Here is an 18,947-nt window from a genome sequence, read left to right as displayed (position 1 = left end):
CCACCCACCTGGCCGACCTGCCGGAGACCATCGACCTGCCCACCGACCGCCCACGGCCCGCCGTGGCGTCCCACGCCGGCGACCTGGTGCCGTTCCAACTCGACAACCAACTCACCGAGGGTATCCGGCGGTTGGCCCGCGAGTCCGGCGCCACGGTGTCGATGGTGCTGCAGGCGGCACTCGCCGCGATGCTCACCAGACTGGGCGTGGGCACGGACGTGCCGATCGGTTCGCCCATCGCGGGCCGCACCGACGAGGCGCTCAACGGACTGGTCGGCTTCTTCGTCAACACCTGGGTGCTGCGGGCCGACACCTCCGGTGACCCCGGCTTCGCCGAACTCGTCAGTCAGGTGCGGGAGACCAGCCTTGCCGCGTACGACCACCAGGACATCCCGTTCGAGCACCTGGTCGAGGTGCTGAACCCGGTGCGCTCGCCGGCACACCACCCGCTCTTCCAGGTGTGCCTGGCGCTGCAGAACAACGCGCGGCCGGAGTTCACCCTGCCGGGCCTGACGGTGTCCGAGGAACCGTTCGGCATGGGCACCTCGCGCTTCGACCTGTTCATCAGCCTCACCGAACGCGACGACGACGGGCCGGCCCGGATCGACGGGTTCGCCGAGTACGCCACGGAGCTGTTCGACGTCGGCACGATCACCACCCTGCTCGACCGCTGGGTGCACTTCCTGCGGCAGGTGGCCGCCGCGCCGCACACGCCCATCGGGGCCGTGGACATCCTCGCCGACGGCGAGCGCGCGGCGCTGACCCGGTGGGGCGGCCAGGGCCGGGACGCCCGGTTCGAGGCCGGCACCGTCCACCGGCGGTTCGCCGCCACGGCCACCGCGACCCCGGACGCGACCGCGCTGGAATCCGCGGACGGAACGGTCAGCTGGACCTACGCCGAACTGGACCGCTGGTCCAACCGCATCGCCCACCACCTGAGGGCACGCGGCGCCCGCCCGCACACCCGGGTGGCGCTCCTGCTCGAACGCTCACCCCTGCTGGTCGCGACCATCCTCGGGGTGCTGAAGACGGGAGCCGCCTACGCGCCGATCGACCCCGGCCACCCGCGCGAGCGCATCGACTTCATGCTCGCAGACCTCGCCCCCACCGTCACCGTGGACGCAGGTCTCGCCGACGAGGACCTCGACGGGTGCCCGGACTCGCCGCCCGAGGCCGACGCAGCCGGGGAGCAGAGCACCGCGTACGTGATGTACACATCCGGCTCCACCGGCCAGCCCAAGGGGGTCGAGGTCACCCACCGGAACGTGGTCGACCTCGCGCTCGACGGCTCCTGGGCCACCGGTGCCCACCGCCGCGTCCTGGTCCACTCACCGCACACGTTCGACGCGTCCACGTACGAGCTGTGGGTGCCGCTGCTCGGCGGCGGCACCGCTGTGGTGGCACGCGCCGGAAGGCCGGACACCGCGGAACTGGCCCGCGTCATCACCGAGCGGGCGGTGACCGGGCTGTGGCTGACCGCCGGACTCTTCGCCGTGATGGCCGAGCAGCACCCGGAGTGCCTCACCGGCGTCCGCGAGGTGTGGGCGGGCGGTGACGTGCTCTCGCCGACCGCCGTCCGCCGGGTCCTCGACGCCTGTCCCGGTCTCACCGTGGTGAACGGGTACGGCCCGACGGAGACCACCACGTTCGCCGCCCGGCACCGGGTGTCCTCGGCGGACCAGTGCACCGACCCGCTGCCGATCGGCGAACCCGTGGACGGCAGCCGGCTGTTCGTCCTGGACGACCGGTTGCGGCCGGTGCCGCCCGGTGTGGTGGGTGAGCTGTACATCGGGGGCGACGGGGTGGCCCTCGGGTACGCGGGCCGGCCGGGCCTGACCGGCGTGCGGTTCGTTCCCGACCCGTTCGGGCCGCCCGGGGCGCGGATGTACCGCACCGGCGACCTGGTGCGCTGGAACACGGCCGGGAGCCTTCAGTACGTGAGCCGGGCCGACGACCAGATCAAGCTCCGCGGCTTCCGCGTGGAGCCGGGCGAGCTCGAAGCGGTCCTGCGCGAGCAGGACGGCGTGGCGCACGCGGTGGTCGTCGTACGCCAGGACCGGCTCGGTGAACGCAGCCTGGTCGCCTACGTGGTGCCCGACGCGTCCGCCTCCACCGACCGGGACGCCGTCGAGCAGGTCGGCGAGTGGCGCGAGATCTACGACGACATGTACGGCGGGACAGCGGTGGACCCGGACGGGGTCGGCGAGGACTTCACCGGCTGGAACAGCTCCTACACCGGCCGGCCCATCCCGCTGCCCGAGATGCGGGCCTGGCGCGAGGCCGTGCTCGAGCGGGTGCGCGCCCTGCAGCCGCGCCGGGTGCTGGAGATCGGCGTCGGCTCGGGCCTGCTGCTCGGACCGCTGGCACCTGAGGCCGAGGAGTACTGGGGCACCGACTTCTCGGCACCCGTCGTCGAACGGCTGCGCGCTCAAGTCGGCGCCGACCGTCGGCTGTCGGACAAGGTGTCCCTGCTCTGCCGGCCCGCCGACGACCCGGACGGCCTGCCGGCGGGGTACTTCGACACGGTGATCCTCAACTCGGTCGTGCAGTACTTCCCGGACGCCGGCTACCTCACCCGGGTGCTCGACATCGCGATGGACCGGCTCGCGCCCGGCGGACGCATCGTGATCGGTGACGTCCGCAACTACCGCACCCTGCGGATGTTCAGCGCCGCGGTCCACCGTTCCCGGCAACCGGACGACGGCCCGGCCGCCGTGCAGGCCGCCGTCGAACGCGCGGTGCTGGGCGAGAAGGAACTGGTCATCGACCCGGGCTACTTCACACGCTGGGCCGAGGCACGTCCGGACGCCGTCGCCGCCGACATCCGCCTCAAGCGGGGCGCCCACCACAACGAGCTCACCCGCCACCGCTACGAGGTCGTGCTGCACAAGGAGCCCACCCGGTCGCTGCACCTGGCGGACCTGCCCGCGGCGGTCTGGGGGGCGGACGTCCATGAACTGGCCGACGTGGAGACCGCGCTGGCCCGGCACGGCGGCCAACTGCGCCTGACGCGCATCCCCAACGCCAGGCTGGCCGGGGAGGCCGGGGAGTGGGGCGCCCCCGTCGAGTCGCGGGGCACGCTCGACCCCGCCGAGCTGGAGGCGTGGGGCGCCGCACGAGGGCTCGCCGTGTACTGCACCTGGTCGGCACAGGCGGCGGACTGCTTCGAGGCGGTCGTACTGCCGGACGTCGACGCCCCCTGCTGCGACGGCGTCTACCGGCCGGCCGACGCCCCCTCGTCCCGCCTGGTGAACGTTCCCGCGGTGTCCCGCCGCGTGTCCCGGCTGCCGTCCCGGCTGCGGGAGGAACTCGCGGCCCGGCTGCCGGAGTTCATGATGCCCGGCGAGATCGTGGTCCTCGACCGGCTGCCGCTCACCGAGAACGGGAAGGTGGACCGCGCCGCACTGCCGGAACCCGACCCGGCCGGCGGCGACTACCGCGCACCGCGCACGCCGCGCGAGGAGGAACTCGCCGCACTGTTCGCCGAGGTGCTGGGCCTGGACCGGATCGGGATCGACGACGACTTCTTCGCCTGCGGCGGGCACTCCCTGCGGCTGACCCGCCTCGTCTGGCAGATCCACGAGAAGCTCGGCGTGGACGTGCCGATCCGGACGGTGTTCCAGTACCCCACGGTGGCCGAACTCGCGGCCCAGCTGTCCGCGGACACACAGGTGGGCTTCGAGGATCCGTTCGCCGTGCTGCTGCCGATCCGTACCGAGGGGGAGAAGCCCCCGCTGTGGTGGCTGCACCCGGGCGGCGGGCTGAGCTGGCCCTACATGGGCTTCGCCCGGCATGTGGACCCGCCCTGGCCGCTCTACGGCATCCAGGCGCGAGGCTTCGACGGAACCACGCCGCCGGCGAACTCCATCGAGGAGATGGTCGACGACTATCTGCGGGAGGTGCTGCGGGTCCAGCCGAACGGCCCCTACCGCCTGCTGGGCTGGTCCTTCGGCGGCACGCTGGCGCACGCCATGGCGGCGGAACTGCAGCGCCGCGGACACGAGGTGGCGCTCCTGGCACTGCTGGACTCCGCGCCCGCCGGCCACTTCGCCGGCCTCGAAGCGCTCGACGAGGCCATGGTGCGCCGATTCCTCGCCAATTACATGGGCCATCTGGCCGGAATGGAGGAATACCCGTCCCTGGTCGCCACCGCATCGTCGATCTTCGTCGGGCAGATGGAGCAGATGCGGCGGTTCAACTCACCGCGATTCCGCGGCGATGTCGTCTTCTTCAACGCACTCCTCGACCCCGAGACCCACGACAAGCGGGAGCTGGAGGAGGAACTCGAGGTGCTCTGGCAGGAGCACGTCGACGGCCGGGTGGAGCGCATTGACGTCTCCTGCGCCCACAACGAGATGTACTGGCCGCGGAACGCGGCCGAGATCAGCCGAGTCGTCAACCGGATTCTGCGGGCGGCGCAGTGACCCTGACCAAACCCCTGACCGGTGGAAAGAGATCTGGAGGATACGGGTGAGCAGCAATCCGTTCGACGATGAGAACGGCCAGTTCTACGTGCTGGTCAACGACGAGGACCAGCACTCCCTCTGGCCCACGTTTGCCGAGGTGCCGGCCGGCTGGCGCATCGTCTTCGGCCCGGCGGGGCGGGCGGACAGCCTCGCCCACGTGGAGGAGAACTGGGCCGACATGCGGCCCCGCAGTCTCCGGGAGGCCATGAACGGGTAGGCCACAGGCCATGCCGGGTGGGGCCCGTCCGGGGCCCCACCCGGAAAACATCGGTGCCGCCGACCGGTTGCAGGCCGCAAAGACCCAACTACCATGGCTTGCGACCATTTGTACGTGCACGGCAGACGTAGGGACGCCGCATTCAGGCGAAGATTGTGACCATCCATGAGCGTCAACGGGGAGGCTTGTGCTGTGGGAGGCACAAACAGCGACGTCATGTTCGTCCGATGGCCGGCACAAAAGGACCTTCGGAATCGATGTAAGAGGGAGGGTGTTCCCCGTCTCCTCGTCGTCGAGGGAGGGGCCCGGCCTCCAGTCTGCAACGACCCATTTGAAGACTGGGTTCGTGCACCCATATCTCGAGATGATCTGGACGCTCGCGTCACAGCGTTACAGAACCGGCTCGACAGCCGCCAGGTTCCGACACTCGATTCGGCCGGAACGCTGTGTTTCGGTGCTCACTCGATCACCATCTCGAACGTCCAGACCGAATTGATGGAGTTGCTCATCGAGCACTTCGGGGAGGTGGTGTACCGGCACGAGCTCACGCAACGGCTCGCGGAGCGGGTGCCGAGGCCGACGAGGAACTCGCTCGACCTCCACATCATGCGGCTCCGCCGCCGCCTGTCTCCGATCGACCTGATCATCCGGACGGCGTGGGGCCGCGGCTACGTGCTGGAAACCGCGGCCACCTGACCGGGCGCTAGCAGTGGTGCACCTTTCCGCGCAGCCGACGCAGTTCGGGGAAGGGCCTGGTGACACGGCGGGCAAGGAAGTCGGCACCGCTTGACCCGCCGGTTCCCTGCTGGTCCCCGACCATCTTCGTCACCAGCGCCAGGTGCGCCACTTTCCAGTGCCAGTATCCGTTTCCGATTTCCAGCAGCGCTTCCGCGATGCGGTGCAGCACTCCGCACTCGACACCACGACGGCACACGTCGTGAACCGACTGACCGTGATACTCGGCTGCCGCCACGAACGCCTCGTACAGGCTGCCTGGATGCTGGTCGTTGCCCAGGAGCCCGGTCAGCCGCCGGAACTGGGTCGACTGGGCGCCGCTCGCCGTGTCCAGATAGGGCCGGAACTCGGCGAAATAACGGAGCGGCAGTTTCTCCAATGCAACAAGCTGGTCCTGCAGCACACGAAGGATCTCACCGGTTCGCAGCAGGAACTCGTAACTCAGCTCCAGATCGTAGGTGTCACAGGGCGGTACGAGGGCCTCGGCAGCGGCGTCCAGATCCGCCCCGATCTGCTTCAGCCACAGCTCGCAGGACTGGTGTGTGATGATGAAGAACTGCTCGGCCAGCACGACCGCCCGGCCGGCCGTGTCCGGAGTGCGCGGTTCCTGGAGCGAGAGCAAAGTCTCCATCCGCAGATAGTCCGCATACGTCAGAGTGCCCAAGACGCCGCCTCCTCGCTGATGACTGCACTGGTGAAGTCGATGAGTTCATGAACTCCGGCTGGCAGTAGCCCTGCACAACCGGTGCCGGGCACGACGGCGGGGTTCCTCTCCTCGAGTCCTCGGGCAGCCGGGCGGCGAAGGTCTCGGCGCCGAGGCCCGTACGCGCGACGTCGGCCGCCGGGTGGCAGCCACCCGACGGCAGCACACCGATGAGGCCCGCGGCGCAGGCAGCGCCCGTGCCGCCTCCTCGTTCGCCGTGACCGCGTACCCCGGCCGGCAACCCGTCATCGCGAGGCTCTTGGAGCAGCTGGAGACGGTGATCGACCGGCCTGAGCCAGTGGCGCCGGGAGTTCGGTGACCCATGTTCCGGAGCATGGCACGGCAGCGCAGTGACTGATCACCAATCTTTCGTCTCTCATTCAGGGAGAAAGACCTGGGCAAGATACCCGCAACGCCATTGCAGCCGTTGCCACGATTCACGCATGAGTACGCGGACCGAGCTGGACCTGACCGACGCCACCACCTTCGTCCGGCACGATGCGCACGAGTTCTGGCGCGAGGTGCGGAAGTCGAAGCCCGTGTACTGGCACGACGGCGATCCTGGTTTCTGGGTCGTCGCCCGCCACTTGGACGTGCTTTCCTGCTACGCCGACGTGAAGTCGCTGAGCTCCGCACGCGGGACCGTGCTGGACGTGCTGCTGCGCGGCGGGGACTCCGCCGGCGGCAAGATGCTCGCGGTCACCGACCGGCCGCGCCACCGCGAGCTGCGCAACCTGATGCTGCGCGCGTTCTCGCCGCGCGTGCTGGGCGAGGTCGAGCACAGCGTCCGGCGGCGAGCGTCCAGCCTCATCAGGGCGGTCACGCAGCTGGGTGAGTTCGACTTCGCGACGGAGGTCGCGGAGCACATTCCGATGAACACCATCTGCGATCTGCTCTCCATTCCACAGGAGGACCGCAGGCAACTGCTCCAGTGGAACAAGCTGGCGCTCTCCTCGGACGACGCCGAAGCCGACCAACTCGATTCGCTGGAGGCACGGAACGAGATCGTCGGCTACTTCATGGACCTCGCCCAGCGACGCCGGCGCGCCCCCGGCGACGACGTCATCAGCATGATCGCGACCGCCGAGGCCGGCGACCGCCCCCTCACGCTGGAGGAGGTCGCACTCAACTGCTACAGCCTCGTTCTGGGCGGCGACGAGTCGTCCCGGGTGTCGGCGATCTGCGCGGTGAAGACTCTCGCCGAGCACCCCGGCCAATGGCGCGCGCTGCGCGACGGCTCGGCCGGTCTCGACTCGGCCGTCGAAGAGGTGCTCCGGTGGGCGACGCCCGCGATGCACTTCGCGCGCACCGCGACCCGGGACACGGAGATCGGCGGGCAACGGGTCCGGGCGGGCGACATCGTGACGCTGTGGAACACCTCTGCCAACAACGACGAGGAGGTGTTCGCCGAGCCTCGCCGGTTCGACCCGACCCGTTCCCCCAACAAGCACGTGTCGTTCGGCCACGGCCCGCACTTCTGCGTCGGCGCGTTTCTCGGCCGGGCGGAGCTGCGCGCGTTGCTGAGCGCGCTCACACAGTCGGTCACCGAGATCGAGGTGTGCGGCACGCCCACACCGATCTACTCGAACTTCCTGCACGGCTACAGCAGCCTGCCGGTGGCCTTCGGCTGAGCTGCCCGGCCTGCGGGACCGCCTTGAACAAGGTGCTCAGGCTTCGTGGCGCAGGCGAGTCTCGACAGCCGCGACGAGCTCGCCGATCGTCGGCGACTGCAGCACGGTTCGGATCGGCACCCTGACCCCGAACTCCTCACGGATCCGTCCGGCCAGCCTGGTCGCCTGCACGGAGTGCCCGCCGAGATCGAAGAAGTTGTCGGCGCTCCCCGCCTGCGGGATCGCGAGGATCTCCCGCACCATCGCGCAGATGACAGCCGCACAACCGTCCGCTTCGCCGTCGTCCCGCCCGTGCGGTTCGCCCGGCCGCGCTTCCGGCGCTGGCAGGGCGTCCCGGTCGATCTTTCCGTTCGCCAGCGTGGGAAACCGGTCCAGCACCGCGATCTTCGCCGGCACCATGTGCGCGGGCAGCGACCTGGCGACGTGTGCGCGGAGCTCGGCGGGTGTGACCGGTGCGGTGGTGGTGACGTAACCGACGACGTGCGCATCGGCCAGATCACCCCTCACCACGGCGACGGCGACATCCACCGCCGGATGAGCGGCAAGCCGGGTCTCGATCTCACCGAGCTCGACACGGAACCCGCGCAGCTTCACCTGACCGTCCACGCGACCGGTGAAGGACAACTCGCCATCGCTCCCCATACGGCCCCGGTCACCCGTGCGGTACATCCGGCTGCCGGGCGGTCCGAACGGGTTCGCCACGAACTTCGCCGCGGTCGCCGCGGACCGGTTCAGATACCCGCGCGCCAGTCCGCTGCCCGCGATGTACAGCTCACCTTCCGAACCGGGCGGCACCGGGTGCATGCGCTCGTCGAGCACATGCACCTCGTTGCCGATCCACGGTGTTCCTATTCCGACGTCGTCGGCGTCACGTATCGGCCCGCTGATCGTCGCGCCGACGGTCACCTCGGTCGGGCCGTAGCCGTTGAACATCCGCCTCGCGCGCGACCACTTCCGTACCAGCGTCGGCGTGCAGCTGTCCCCCGTGGACATGACGGTTCCGCCGATCAGGACGTCCTCGGCGTCGGTCACGCTCAATGCGACCGGTGGCAGCACCGCGTGGGTGATGTCGTACTTGAGCAGGGTGTCCCTCAGCGGCTGGCCCGGCAGCAAGTCCTCCGCGGGTGCCATCACGAGCGTCGCTCCGGACAGCAACGCCAGCGTCACGTCCCAGAACGCGGCATCGAAACTGATCGACGCCCACTGGAGTACTCGATCGCCGGGCCCCACACGGAGAACGGCTGCCTGGGTGTCCACCATGTCGCGCACGCCCCTGTGCGGCACGGCGACGCCCTTCGGGGTGCCGGTGGACCCCGATGTGTAGATCACGTACATCAGGTGATCCGGATGCAGCTCCGCGCGGCGTTCGTGCCGAGCGACGTCATGTCCCGGCAGCTTTGCGCACGCTTCCCCGAAGGCCGGGTCGTCGAGCACGATCTCCGGCACCCCCGAGTCGAAGGACGCCACCGAGGACGACCTCAGGAGCAGCGCCGGCCGCGCGTCGGACAGCATGAACGCCAAGCGTTCCGCCGGATAGCCCGGATCGAGTGGGAGGTAGGCGCCACCGGCCTTGAGCACCGCCGTGATCGCCACGATCAGGTCATTCGACTTCGGCACCGCGACCGCGACGAGGGAGTCCGGGCCGACACCGTGCGCGATCAGGCTGCGCGCGAGCCGATTGGCCCGGATGTTCAGTTCCGAGTATCCGAACGTGCTTTCCTCGTCGATGAGGGCGGGCTCTCCGCCTCGCCGGGCGACGGTTGACTCGAACATTGCCGGAACCGTGTACAACCGCAGTCAGCTCCTTCGCAAGAGTCCTGATCAACGGCGAATCTAGTGTCCGTGCCCGAGGCGCTCGTTGAATCCTTCCCATCTCTGTCACGGCGTTTCACCCAACGGCCTCGACAGCCAGGCCATGCGTGACGGCAGCTGTGCCGTCGCTGATGTGCAGGACCGCGTCAGCCGTGTCGAGTGTCGCCCGGTCGAGAGGGAAGTAGCCCTGCCGCGGGGCCGTGTCGGTCCGCGTGCGGGCGGGGCCGGCCGTGACGCCCCTTGTCAGGCCCCAGGTGGTGGTACGGCGCTGCAGAAGACCCTCGTAGGTGTCCGGCTCGGGATCCCCGAGCCCGAGGGCTTCGCTGCGGCCCAGGCTGCCGGCGACGAAGGTGTACTGCTCGCCCAGCAAGGACCCCACGATGGTGCCGGCGCCGGGCCAGTTGACGCACAGGTCCGCCAGGCGCCAGGTGCTCGGGATTCGCTGCAGATGGAGGTTGTGGGCGAAGACCAGTGTCGCGCCCCGTCGTGCCTCGACGCTTCGGACATCGAGGAGGTTCTCGGCCATGAGCGTGTCCCGGGTGGCGAACAGGCGGGACAGCCGCGCCCCGTGTTCGAGCCGCTGTGCCGACTGCTTGTGATAGCGCAGCAGGCCAAGACCGGCGGTGAGGTGTGTCTTGGCCCTTAGCCACTCGGCGCGCGAGGTGGCCGCGGTCCTTTCCCATGCGCGTGCGTGGAGCAGCGTGAGCATGTCGTCGGCGATCGACCGCAGCCGCTCGGCCTCGGCCGTGGCCCCGATCGACATGGCCGGGTCCAGGACCGCCTCCGGACGGCTCCAGCGTTCGTCGTCGCCGAGGAGGCCCGAGAGGTCGAGGTCGAGTTGCAGGTAGTCGCGGGCGTATTCGAGACAGCGCCGCGGGCTGGGTGCGCTGGTGGTCTCCATCGGGGCGTCGAAGCCGTGAAAGGCCAGCCGTTCTTCCGGCGGCCGGTTCCGGTTGTAGCTGCGCATCCAGGTGACCAGCTGCCGGTTGGCGTCCAGGTCTCCGAAGCCGTGGGAGAAGCCTTCGCTCATCGCCGCGTCGAGGCTCCCGACTCCGTCCTGGACGAAGTCGTTCACGCCGAGTGCAGCCACGCGATCGGTTTCGAGGGCGATCGACCGGAAGCCGCGGTCGGCCAGCTGAACGAACAGCTCGTTGCGGACCCACCCGAAGGCGGGTTCCCGATGCGTGGGCTCACCGAGTGCCAGCACGTCGCATGAGGCCATGGAGAGGTCTCGAATGTCCTGTCTCATGTGTCTCAATCAAACCATTGAAAGAACAGTTGAGACTTTTGAAGGTTTTGGCCGCTCAGCCGTGCTGTGCAGTCTCAAACCGTTGATCAACTCGCGGTCGTCCGGCCCCGCGCGGGCACGGCATGGCGGCCCGCCGCAGGCGTCGGTGTCCGGTTCACAGCCGCGTCGTGACGGCGGGGTGTGTGGGCGGCTCGGCCGGGGCGATGTCGAGGAGGTCCACGTACTGAGCGAGTTGGGCGGCTGCGTTGAGCATCGACACCCCCCGGGTGGTGAGTCTGCGCCGCCAGTCGTCGAGGGCGGCGGACAGCGCCTGTGTGCCGCCGGCCGTACGGATCTGGCGGACCACGGTGGAGATGTGGTCCAGCGGGTAGCCGCCTCGTCTGAGCAGGTGGGCGAGTTCGGCGTCGCGGATGTCGGGGGCACCGTAGACGCGGTGTCCGGTGACCGGCTCGCGGTCGGGGGCGAGGATGCCCGCCACTTCCCAGTTGCGGAGGGTCGCCGCGGTGACGCCCAGCCGGTGTGCCAGTTCGCCGATGCTGAGGGTCTCGGTGCTTGCCGGTGTGTGCTCGGCGGTGTCCGGGCCGGTGGTCAGGTGCTCGACGGCCCGTCCGACCGCGTCCAGTGTTCCCCGGTCGCGCAGCAGCTGGGCATGACTGCGGTCGAGGGCCGTCAGCGCGGCGTCGAGTCCGCCCGCGTTGAGCGACCTCATGATCTGCCCGCTCACTGCGTAACCGTGCGCCGGGACGAGCGCCAGATAGGCGCGCAGGGCCACCGCGTGCGCCTCGGTGTAGGTCCGGTAGCCGGCCGGGGTGCGTTCGGCGAGCGGGATGAACCCGTCCCGCTCGTAATTGCGCACCGCCTGGGTCGAGATGCCGTGCTCACGGGCGAGGTCGAAGGGGCGTAAGTAATCCACGGTTTGAAACTGTAGCGCACCCCTCCTGCGGCTTTTCCGGAAAAGTCTCAAACGGTATTGCAGGTATAGGCTTAAGCGTCATGAGCAGGGAAGTTCAGGAATTCGTCACCACCCCATATGACGAAGGCGTGCCGCGTCCAACACCCGGGAGGGACCCCATGACCGTCGGCACGAGGACGGACACACAGCCGCCAGCGTCGCACGTTGCCGACAGCCACGATCTGATCCGCGTGCACGGTGCGCGGGAGAACAACCTCAAGAACGTCGACGTCGAGCTCCCCAAGCGCCGGCTGACGGTGTTCACCGGTGTCTCCGGCTCGGGCAAGAGCTCCCTGGTGTTCGACACGATCGCCGCGGAGTCGCAGCGGCTGATCAACGAGACCTACAGCGCCTTCGTCCAGGGCTTCATGCCGACACTGGGGCGGCCCGAGGTCGACGTCCTCGACGGGCTGACGACCGCGATCATCGTCGACCAGCAGCCGATGGGCACCAGTCCCCGCTCCACGGTCGGCACCGCCACCGACGCGGGCGCGTTGCTGCGCATCCTGTTCAGCCGGCTCGCCAAGCCGTACATCGGCTCGCAGAAGGCGTTCGCCTTCAACGTCGCCTCGGCGGAGGCGTCGGGCACGTTGGTGGTGAACGGGAAGAAGATCGAGAAGGGCTTCAGTGTCGTAGGCGGCATGTGTCTGCGCTGCGAGGGCATGGGCACCGTCTCCGACATCGATCCCGCCCAGCTCTACGACGACTCCAAGTCGCTCGCCGACGGCGCGATCACCGTCCCCGGCTGGAAGGCGGACGGCTGGGTGGTGCAGTCGTTCACCGAGTCCGGCTTCCTCGACCCCCACAAGCCGATCCGCGACTACACCGGCGAAGAACTGCACGACTTCCTGCACCGGGACCCGGTCAAGGTCAAGGTGAAGGGGATCAACACCACCTACGAGGGCCTGATCGCGCGGGTCCAGAAGTCGTTCCTGACCAAGGACAAGGAGGCACTGCAGCCGCACATCCGTGCCTTCGTCGACCGGGCGGTGACGTTCTCCGTCTGTCCGGCGTGCCACGGCACCCGGCTCAGCGAAACCACGCGGTCCTCGAAGATCAACGGTGTCAGCATCGCCGACGCCTGCGCGATGCAGATCAGCGACCTGGCCGCATGGGTCCGCGGCCTGGACGAGCCGTCGGTCGCGACGCTGCTGACGGTGCTCTGCCAGACCCTCGACTCGTTCGTCTCGATCGGGCTGGGCTATCTCTCGCTCGACCGGTCCTCGGGCACGCTCTCGGGCGGTGAGGCCCAGCGCACCAAGATGATCCGCCACCTCGGCTCCGCGCTCACCGACGTCACCTACGTCTTCGACGAGCCCACTGTCGGCCTGCACCCGCACGACATCCAGCGCATGAACAACCTGCTGCTCCAGCTGCGCGACAAGGGCAACACCGTCCTGGTCGTGGAGCACAAGCCGGAGACGATCGTGATCGCCGACCACGTGGTCGACATCGGCCCGCTGGCCGGTGCGGGCGGCGGCGAGGTGGTCTTCGAGGGCACCGTGGAGGGACTGCGGACCAGCGGCACGATCACCGGACGGCACCTGGACGACCGGGCCACGGTGAAGCCGTCGGTGCGCGAGCCGTCCGGTGTGCTGGAGGTGCGCGGGGCGGACACCCACAACCTGCGCGACGTCGACGTGGACATCCCGCTCGGCGTGCTGACCGTGGTCACCGGGGTCGCCGGCTCCGGCAAGAGTTCCCTGATCCACGGCTCGGTGGCGGGACGGGATGGCGTGGTGACGGTGGACCAGTCGGCCATCAAGGGTTCCCGGCGCAGCAACCCGGCGACCTACACCGGAATGCTCGAGCCGATCCGCAAGGCGTTCGCGAAGGCCAACGGCGTGAAACCGGCGCTGTTCAGTGCCAACTCCGAGGGCGCCTGCCCCAACTGCAAGGGCGCCGGCGTCATCTACACCGATCTGGCGATCATGGCCGGCGTCGCCACCACCTGCGATGAGTGCGAGGGGAGGCGGTTCCAGGCGTCGGTGCTCGACCACCGCCTCGGCGGCCGCGACATCAGCGAGGTGTTCGCGATGTCGGTGGTCGAGGCCGAGGAGTTCTTCCGCAGCGGTGAGGCGCGCACACCGGCCGCGCACGCCGTCCTCCAACGGCTCGCCGATGTCGGGCTGGGCTACCTCAGCCTCGGCCAGCCGCTCACCACCCTGTCCGGCGGCGAGCGCCAACGCCTCAAGCTGGCCACCAACATGGCCGGGGCGGGCAGCGTCTACATCCTGGACGAGCCGACCAGCGGCCTCCACCTCGCCGACGTCGAGCAACTGCTCGGCCTGCTCGACCGGCTGGTCGACTCCGGCAAGTCGGTCATCGTCGTCGAGCACCACCAGGCGGTCATGGCGCACGCCGACTGGATCATCGACCTCGGCCCCGGCGCCGGACACGACGGCGGCCGAATCGTCTTCGAGGGCACCCCCGCCGAACTCGTCGCCGCCCGCTCCACCCTCACCGGCGAGCACCTCGCGGCCTACGTCGGCAGCTGAGGCGAGGCATCCCGCCGGATACCCGCAGGAGAAGTCCTCCCGCCTGACACGCCCCGTCCCGGCAGATCGGGACGGGGCGTGCTCGGTGTGGCCGACGAGCCGGCCACGATCGGCGCGCTGCCCGTGACGGCCGCCCGCGACCGCGGCCGTCAGCGGCAGGTGCCGGCGGTGCCGCACGCCGGGACGAGTGCCGCACAAGCGCCGGTGCCGCACGCCGGGACGAGTGCCGCACAAGCGCCGGTCCCGCACGCCGGGATGAGTGCCGGACAAGCGCGCAGGGCCGTCGCATGCGCTTTGGTGCGAGCCCCAGGCAATCCGTCGTTTGAAACTTCCGCGGACTTCTCCACGGAATTTTCTGAAAAAGTCTCAACTGTGATTGCAAGGATACACTTGAGCAGTGTGAGCACGGGAGTTCAGAGTTCGCCGGAGCACCGTGCAGAACTCCGGACAGCTCGGATCCAGAAGGGAAATTCGTCAAATGCCGGCAGCGATCAGAATGGCTGGACTGTGCAAGAGCTTTGGCTCGGTGACGGCACTCGATCACCTTGAGCTCACCGTGCCGGAGGGTACGGTGCACGGCCTGCTCGGCCCCAACGGCGCGGGCAAGACGACCGCCGTCCGTCTGCTGAGCACCCTGATCAGGCCGGACGAGGGGACGGCCGAGGTGTTCGGCGTCGACGTGTGCAGCGATCCACGGCGCGTACGGTCCATCATCGGGCTGACCGGTCAGTACGCCGCGGTGGACGAGTTGCTGACCGGGCGTGAGAATCTGCGCATGATCGGCAGGTTGTTCCGGCTGTCCAAGTCCGACAGCAGGGCACGCGCGAGCGAGTTACTGGAGCGCTTCGATCTGGGCGAGGCGGCCGATCGGCAGGCCAAGACGTACTCGGGCGGCATGCGCCGCAGGCTGGACGTCGCCGCGAGCCTCATGGCACGGCCCAAACTCATCTTCCTCGACGAGCCGACCACCGGCCTGGACCCGCGCAGCCGCATGGAGGTGTGGCGGATCGTGCGCGAGCTGGTCGCGGAGGGCACAACCGTGCTGCTCACGACGCAGTACCTGGAGGAGGCGGACCAGCTCGCCGACTCGCTGTCAGTGATCGACCAGGGCAGGGTCATTGCCAGTGGCACGCCGGACGAGCTGAAGGCACAGGTGGGCCAGGACTGGGTCGGCATCACAGTCCTCGACGGCGCCGCCGTCGAGGAGACCACGAAACTCCTGCGGGAAAGGCTGGGCATCGAGCCGGTCGCCGACCTGGAGACGATGCGGGTGCACGCGCCGCTGGCCGATGGCGGCACGCTGGCCGATCTGCTGCATCTGCTCAAGGGTTCCGGTGTCGCGATCGGTGCCGTGGCGGTCCGCCGCCCGACACTCGACGACGTGTTCCTCGCCGTCACCGGTCGTTCCGCCGAGCACAGGACCGACAAGCAGGAAACCGGGAAGGACACCAAGCGGTCATGACGTCCACGACCTTGGCGATGCAGGGCGGCACGGTGAACACGAAGCCGCACAGCGGAGTCTCATGGTGGTTCTCCGACGTGTGGGAGATGACACTGCGCAACATCCGGCATGTTCTGCGCAGCCCCGAGCTGGTGATGTTCTCGCTCGTCCAGCCGGTGATGTTCATCCTGCTGTTCACATACGTCTTCGGCGGCGCGATCAACGTCGGGGGCGAACGCTACTCCCAGTTCCTGCTGCCCGGCATCTTCGTCCAGATGGTGCTCTACGGTTCGGCCGCCGGCACCACCATCGGCATCGCCACCGAAATGCGCGAAGGCCTGATGGACCGCTTCCGTTCGATGCCGATGAGCCGTCCCGCCGTGCTCGTCGGCCGCACGCTGTCGGAGATCTTCCGCAACGTGTGCGTCCTGGCCGTGACCGTGGGCGTCGGCCTGCTCGTCGGCTTCCGTTTCCGCAACGGATTCCTGCCGGCGCTGGCCGGCATGCTGCTGTTGCTGTTCTTCGGTTACGCGGTGTCCTGGTTCGCCGCCTTCCTCGGTCTGTCGGTGCGCAACGCGGAGGCCGCCCAGGCGGTCGGTGGCGTGTGGATCTTCCCGTTCACCTTGATCTCCTCGGCATTCGTGCCGACCAGCACGATGCCGGGATGGCTGCAGGCCTACGCCGCCCACAGCCCCATGACCGCAGCCGTGAACGCACTGCGCGCACTGTTCACCGGCGGCCCGGCGGGCAGCTCCGTACTCCAGACGCTCGCATGGTCCGTCGGCCTGATCGTCGTCTTCGCTCCGCTGTCGGTGCGCAAGTACGGCTCGCGCTGACCGCACGCCGACTCGCGAGAGTGCGGCCGGGAACGGTGGCCTCCCCACCCGACCGCACCTTCACGACACCCGTACACCCTCAGCCCCTCGTGCCCGATCGGCCGCGGGGCCCGGCGGCTTGGCCGGCCGGATGACAGAAGTTGGCAAGAGATCGAAAAACGAGCCGAGGGCGGCCCAATCATGGAAGCATGACGGAGCCTGCTTCCCGACCCGACGGAATCGACGCGCTGACCGATGTCTTCGACGCCGTCTACCGCGGCGAGAGTCCGTTCGGCAGGCGTCCACCCTGGGACATCGGCGGGCCGCAGCCCGCGTTCGTCGCGGTCGAGGAAGCGGGACTCGTCAGTGGCGCGGTGCTCGATCCGGGCTGCGGCACCGGCGAGGACGCGCTCCACCTGGCCGGCAAGGGCTACGCGGTGACGGGACTCGACCTGTCGCCGACGGCGATCTCCATCGCGCAGCACAAGGCCGGGGAGCGGGGGCTCGACGCCACCTTCGAGGTCGCCAACGCCCTCGAACTCGCGGGCTACGACGGGCGTTTCGATTCCGTGATCGACTGCGGTCTCGCGCACACGTTCGACGCCGCAAACCTACGGACCTACGCGGCGGCGCTGCACCGCGTCTGCCGCCCGGGGGCGGTCGTGCACGTGCTCTCGATCAGTGACCGCGGGGCCGAGGAGATGCAGGCACGGCTCGCCGAGGCGATCGAGCAGATCCCGGCGAAACTTCCCGACAACGGCCCGAAACGGACCACCGACGACCTGCGCAACGGCTTCGCCGACGGCTGGACGACCGAGTCCATCACCGACACCGGCATGCACGCGATACTCCCGTCCGCTACCGAACCCTTCGACCTGCCCGCCTGGCTCGGTCGATTCCGCCGCACCTGACCCAGGAACCACCGACCGGCTCTTGCGTACGGACCGAATGTCTCAGCCGCGAACACGGCGAGTGCGAAGGCGATGAATCATGAAGGTACGGGCAGGCAAATGGCTACGGGCCCTGGCATCCTCACGGCCCAACCGGGCGACCATGCGCACGAACCTGCGGACCGGAAACCCGCTGAACTCCGCGCGTTGGAGTACGGCCACCCGGGTCGCCTTCCGGTTCTCCTTCGCCTACGCCGGGCTCTACTGCCTGACGACGCCCCAGATCTACTTGGCCCTGCGGGGCGGCGGACTCGGTCATCTGCAGGCGGCGGCCGACTCCTGGGCGAAACTCTGGTCGATACGTCCGGTGCGGAACTGGGTGGCCATTCACATGTTCGACAAGGAAGTGGGCGAGCGCTTCGACGGCGGTGACGACCTGTCCGCGTGGGTGGGGCAGTTCTGCTGGCTGACGGGCGCCGCCGCGGTCACCCCGATCTGGTCCGTGCTGGACCGGCGCCGGACCAACTACGTCACGCTGGACACCTGGTTCCGGTCGGTGGTCCGGATGTGCCTTGCGGGGCAGATGTTCTACTACGGTGCCGCCAAGGCCATCCCGCTGCAGTTCCAACTGCCACTGGCCAAGCTCATCGAGCCGTTCGGGAACTTCAGCCCGATGAGTGCGCTGTGGTCGCAGACGGCCTCCTCGGAGCCGTACCAGATCCTGCTGGGCTGCGCGGAGATCGCCGGCGGACTGCTGCTGATCCTGCCGAGGACAGCGACGCTGGGCGCGCTGCTGTGCGCGATGGAACTGGCTCAGGTGTTCGTCCTGAACATGACCTTCGACGTCCCGGTGAAGATCCATTCGTTCCATCTGCTCCTGCTGAGCCTTGTGCTGCTGGCACCGGAGTCGGCGCACCTCGCCAAAGTCTTCCTGTCGAATCGGGCCGTCCACCCCTCTCCCCGGCCGGAACTGTTCCGTACGCGCAACGCGAACCGGATCGCCGCTGCGGTGCAGGTCGGCGCCGGGTTGTGGCTGCTCCGTGCGCAGATGCGCAACGACTGGGCGTTCTGGAAGAAGTACGGCGGAGGACGGGAGAAGCCCGCGCTGTACGGCATCTGGAACGTGGAGGAATTCTCGGTCGACGGTGAGCTGCACCCACCGCTGACGACAGACGAACAACGATGGCGGCGAGTCGTCTTCGACTCCGCCGACATCGTGACCATCCAGCGCATGGACGACTCGCTCGACGGCCATGTCGCGGCGATCGACATGGACGGCCATTCGATCACCCTGCTCAAGATGACCGACCCGCAGTGGAGGACAACGCTGACACTGCAGCGTCCCGCAGACGATCTACTGATCCTGGACGGCGAATTCGACGGCCACCGGCTGCGTCTGCGACTGCACCGAATGAATCTCGACACCTTCCCCCTCGTCGGCCGCGGCTTCCACTGGGTGCAGCCGAACGCCAACATGCAGTGACGGATCCGGGCGTGAACCGCGTCCCGGTCCGACCTCAACCCGACCTCGGCCAAGG

General features: G+C 68.9%; 13 protein-coding genes. 9 read left to right on the top strand and 4 right to left on the bottom strand.

What is annotated here, in order from left to right; translation table 11 throughout:
* The 3 genes from ACH4UM_RS31100 to ACH4UM_RS31090 all read left to right on the top strand — a co-directional run.
* Window positions 1-4,424: amino acid adenylation domain-containing protein (locus tag ACH4UM_RS31100; RefSeq protein ID WP_398186508.1), on the top strand; the 4,424-nt coding region annotated here is incomplete at its 5' end.
* Between the two features lie 46 nt (window positions 4,425-4,470).
* A complete protein-coding gene (locus ACH4UM_RS31095; protein ID WP_398186506.1) occupies window positions 4,471-4,683 on the top strand; it encodes an MbtH family protein in 213 nt (70 codons plus the stop codon).
* Window positions 4,684-4,848: 165 nt separating this feature from the next.
* A complete protein-coding gene (locus tag ACH4UM_RS31090; protein ID WP_398186503.1) occupies window positions 4,849-5,379 on the top strand; it encodes a helix-turn-helix domain-containing protein in 531 nt (176 codons plus the stop codon).
* Between the two features lie 7 nt (window positions 5,380-5,386).
* On the opposite strand, the gene ACH4UM_RS31085 is transcribed toward ACH4UM_RS31090, so the two are convergent.
* A complete protein-coding gene (locus tag ACH4UM_RS31085) occupies window positions 5,387-6,082 on the bottom strand; it encodes a tryptophan 2,3-dioxygenase family protein (protein WP_398186501.1) in 696 nt (231 codons plus the stop codon).
* 482 nt (window positions 6,083-6,564) lie between these two features.
* Between ACH4UM_RS31085 and ACH4UM_RS31080 the strand changes: the two genes are divergently transcribed.
* Window positions 6,565-7,752 (top strand): cytochrome P450, encoded by a 1,188-nt coding sequence (locus tag ACH4UM_RS31080; RefSeq protein WP_398186498.1) that lies wholly within the window; start codon window positions 6,565-6,567, stop codon window positions 7,750-7,752.
* A gap of 36 nt (window positions 7,753-7,788) precedes the next feature.
* On the opposite strand, the gene ACH4UM_RS31075 is transcribed toward ACH4UM_RS31080, so the two are convergent.
* The 3 genes from ACH4UM_RS31075 to ACH4UM_RS31065 form a co-directional block, all read right to left on the bottom strand.
* A complete protein-coding gene (locus tag ACH4UM_RS31075; protein ID WP_398186496.1) occupies window positions 7,789-9,525 on the bottom strand; it encodes a non-ribosomal peptide synthetase in 1,737 nt (578 codons plus the stop codon).
* Window positions 9,526-9,640: 115 nt separating this feature from the next.
* On the bottom strand, window positions 9,641-10,813 hold the full coding sequence (locus ACH4UM_RS31070; RefSeq protein WP_398186493.1) for an erythromycin esterase family protein: 1,173 nt from the start codon (window positions 10,811-10,813) through the stop codon (window positions 9,641-9,643).
* 154 nt (window positions 10,814-10,967) lie between these two features.
* The gene (locus ACH4UM_RS31065; protein ID WP_398186490.1) at window positions 10,968-11,726 is read right to left on the bottom strand and encodes a TioE family transcriptional regulator; all 759 of its coding nucleotides are present in this window, start codon (window positions 11,724-11,726) and stop codon (window positions 10,968-10,970) included.
* A 158-nt stretch (window positions 11,727-11,884) separates the two neighbouring features.
* Here ACH4UM_RS31065 and ACH4UM_RS31060 point away from each other — a divergent pair, with 158 nt between their 5' ends.
* The 5 genes from ACH4UM_RS31060 (at window position 11,885) to ACH4UM_RS31040 (ending at window position 18,892) form a co-directional block, all read left to right on the top strand.
* On the top strand, window positions 11,885-14,263 hold the full coding sequence (locus tag ACH4UM_RS31060) for an ATP-binding cassette domain-containing protein (RefSeq protein ID WP_398186487.1): 2,379 nt from the start codon (window positions 11,885-11,887) through the stop codon (window positions 14,261-14,263).
* Window positions 14,264-14,741: 478 nt separating this feature from the next.
* A complete protein-coding gene (locus tag ACH4UM_RS31055; protein ID WP_398186484.1) occupies window positions 14,742-15,725 on the top strand; it encodes an ATP-binding cassette domain-containing protein in 984 nt (327 codons plus the stop codon).
* A complete protein-coding gene (locus ACH4UM_RS31050; RefSeq protein ID WP_398186481.1) occupies window positions 15,722-16,540 on the top strand; it encodes an ABC transporter permease in 819 nt (272 codons plus the stop codon). Before ACH4UM_RS31055 ends, ACH4UM_RS31050 begins: the two co-directional genes overlap by 4 nt.
* Before the next feature lie 188 nt (window positions 16,541-16,728).
* Entirely contained in the window at window positions 16,729-17,430 is a 702-nt protein-coding gene (locus ACH4UM_RS31045; protein WP_398186478.1) for a class I SAM-dependent methyltransferase, read from the top strand.
* Between the two features lie 142 nt (window positions 17,431-17,572).
* A complete protein-coding gene (locus ACH4UM_RS31040; RefSeq protein WP_398186476.1) occupies window positions 17,573-18,892 on the top strand; it encodes a DoxX family protein in 1,320 nt (439 codons plus the stop codon).
* Window positions 18,893-18,947: the final 55 nt, after the last annotated feature.

This window comes from Streptomyces sp. NPDC020801 (assembly GCF_044334385.1).
Lineage (GTDB): Bacteria > Actinomycetota > Actinomycetes > Streptomycetales > Streptomycetaceae > Streptomyces.
Note: the sequence above shows the minus strand (reverse complement) of the source record. Positions and strands in the feature narration are given on the sequence as shown.

Coding starts and splice junctions, on each gene's coding strand:
- ACH4UM_RS31090 (WP_398186503.1), top strand. CDS start 4,849: ATGAGCGTCAACGGGGAGGCTTGTGCTGTGGGAGGCACAAACAGCGAC.
- ACH4UM_RS31080 (WP_398186498.1), top strand. CDS start 6,565: ATGAGTACGCGGACCGAGCTGGACCTGACCGACGCCACCACCTTCGTC.
- ACH4UM_RS31075 (WP_398186496.1), bottom strand. CDS start 9,525: ATGTTCGAGTCAACCGTCGCCCGGCGAGGCGGAGAGCCCGCCCTCATC.
- ACH4UM_RS31070 (WP_398186493.1), bottom strand. CDS start 10,813: ATGAGACAGGACATTCGAGACCTCTCCATGGCCTCATGCGACGTGCTG.
- ACH4UM_RS31060 (WP_398186487.1), top strand. CDS start 11,885: ATGACCGTCGGCACGAGGACGGACACACAGCCGCCAGCGTCGCACGTT.
- ACH4UM_RS31055 (WP_398186484.1), top strand. CDS start 14,742: ATGCCGGCAGCGATCAGAATGGCTGGACTGTGCAAGAGCTTTGGCTCG.
- ACH4UM_RS31050 (WP_398186481.1), top strand. CDS start 15,722: ATGACGTCCACGACCTTGGCGATGCAGGGCGGCACGGTGAACACGAAG.
- ACH4UM_RS31045 (WP_398186478.1), top strand. CDS start 16,729: ATGACGGAGCCTGCTTCCCGACCCGACGGAATCGACGCGCTGACCGAT.
- ACH4UM_RS31040 (WP_398186476.1), top strand. CDS start 17,573: ATGCGCACGAACCTGCGGACCGGAAACCCGCTGAACTCCGCGCGTTGG.